At 59.7% G+C, this 1,229-nt stretch carries 1 protein-coding gene; it reads left to right on the top strand.

The features are described 5' to 3' along the window. Window positions 1–91: 91 nt before the first annotated feature. Window positions 92–1,090: an IS5 family transposase gene (locus tag LWH48_RS18095; protein WP_232913674.1), complete on the top strand. Its 999-nt coding sequence runs from the start codon at window positions 92–94 to the stop codon at window positions 1,088–1,090. The last annotated feature ends 139 nt before the right edge of the window (window positions 1,091–1,229 follow it).

Raw genomic sequence — 1,229 nt, 5'->3', positions numbered from 1 at the left:
GGAAACACTGCATAAATCCCGCCACAGCTGCCTGACAGCAGTCGGCGGGGTAAAATCTGGCTACCCTGTCACCACCTGACCGAGCCATCCGATGAAGCAGATCTCTTTCGCCCAGGCTGAGCACCAGAACAAGAAGAAGGTAACCCGCCGCGAGCGGTTCCTGGCCCAGATGGAGGCGCTGGTGCCTTGGCAACGGCTCATCGAAGCGCTGTCGCCGTCTTACTTCCCGAATTCAGCGGGCAAGCGCGGCCGTCCGCCTATCGGCCTGGAGCGCATGCTGCGGATCTACTTCCTGCAACAGTGGTATGCGCTCGCCGACGAGGCACTTGAAGATGCCATCTACGATAGCCAGGCGATGCGCGACTTCGTGGGTATCGATTTGGCCATTGAGAGCGTGCCGGACGCGACCACGCTGCTGCGCTTCCGTCATCTGCTGGAGAAGCATGCGCTGACCCAGCGAATTTTCGAGGAGATCAATGCGCATCTGGCCGAGAAAGGGCTGTTCATGCGCGAGGGCACGATCGTCGACGCCACCATCGTGGCAGCCGCCCCTTCCACCAAGAACAAGGCCAAGCAGCGCGACCCGGAGATGAAACAGACCAAGAAGGGCAACCAGTGGTACTTCGGGATGAAGGCCCATATCGGCGTCGATGCCGTCACCGGACTGACTCACAGTGTCGCCGCGACCTCGGCCAACGTCGCCGATGTCACCATGGCCGGCGCTCTGGTCCGGGAGGATGACAAACGGGTATATGGCGACGCGGGCTACACCGGCATGTGGAAGCATCTCGGCGAAGAGAAGGATGCCCCGGATTCCAAGTGCTATGTGGCTGCCAAACGCGGCGCCATCAAGAAGATGGACGACAGCCCAATGAAAACGATGCTGCTGGCGATCGAGAAGGCCAAGGCCAGCATCCGCGCCAAGGTCGAGCACCCGTTTCATGTCATCAAGAACCTCTTTGGCTACCGGAAGGTGCGCTACAAGGGGTTGGCCAAGAACCAGGCGCAACTCTTCAGCTTGTTCGGGCTGGCCAACCTGGTGCTGTCGACACGATGCGAGGGCCAAATTGACGGGGCCATTACGCCCTGAATCTGGCCTGACAGCCAGATAACCTGGCTGCCAGGGAAAACAGACCACATGAGGTGGTCGGAAATTGATCGCCGACGCGGTGATTGAGTCACTCTGAGTTCCTCAGTCGCTCGAAACCGAATTGATCAGTGGTTCCCTA

This window comes from Halomonas sp. G15, assembly GCF_021282295.1.
Lineage (GTDB): Bacteria > Pseudomonadota > Gammaproteobacteria > Pseudomonadales > Halomonadaceae > Halomonas > Halomonas alimentaria.
This window is presented reverse-complemented; position numbering and strand designations above follow the sequence as displayed.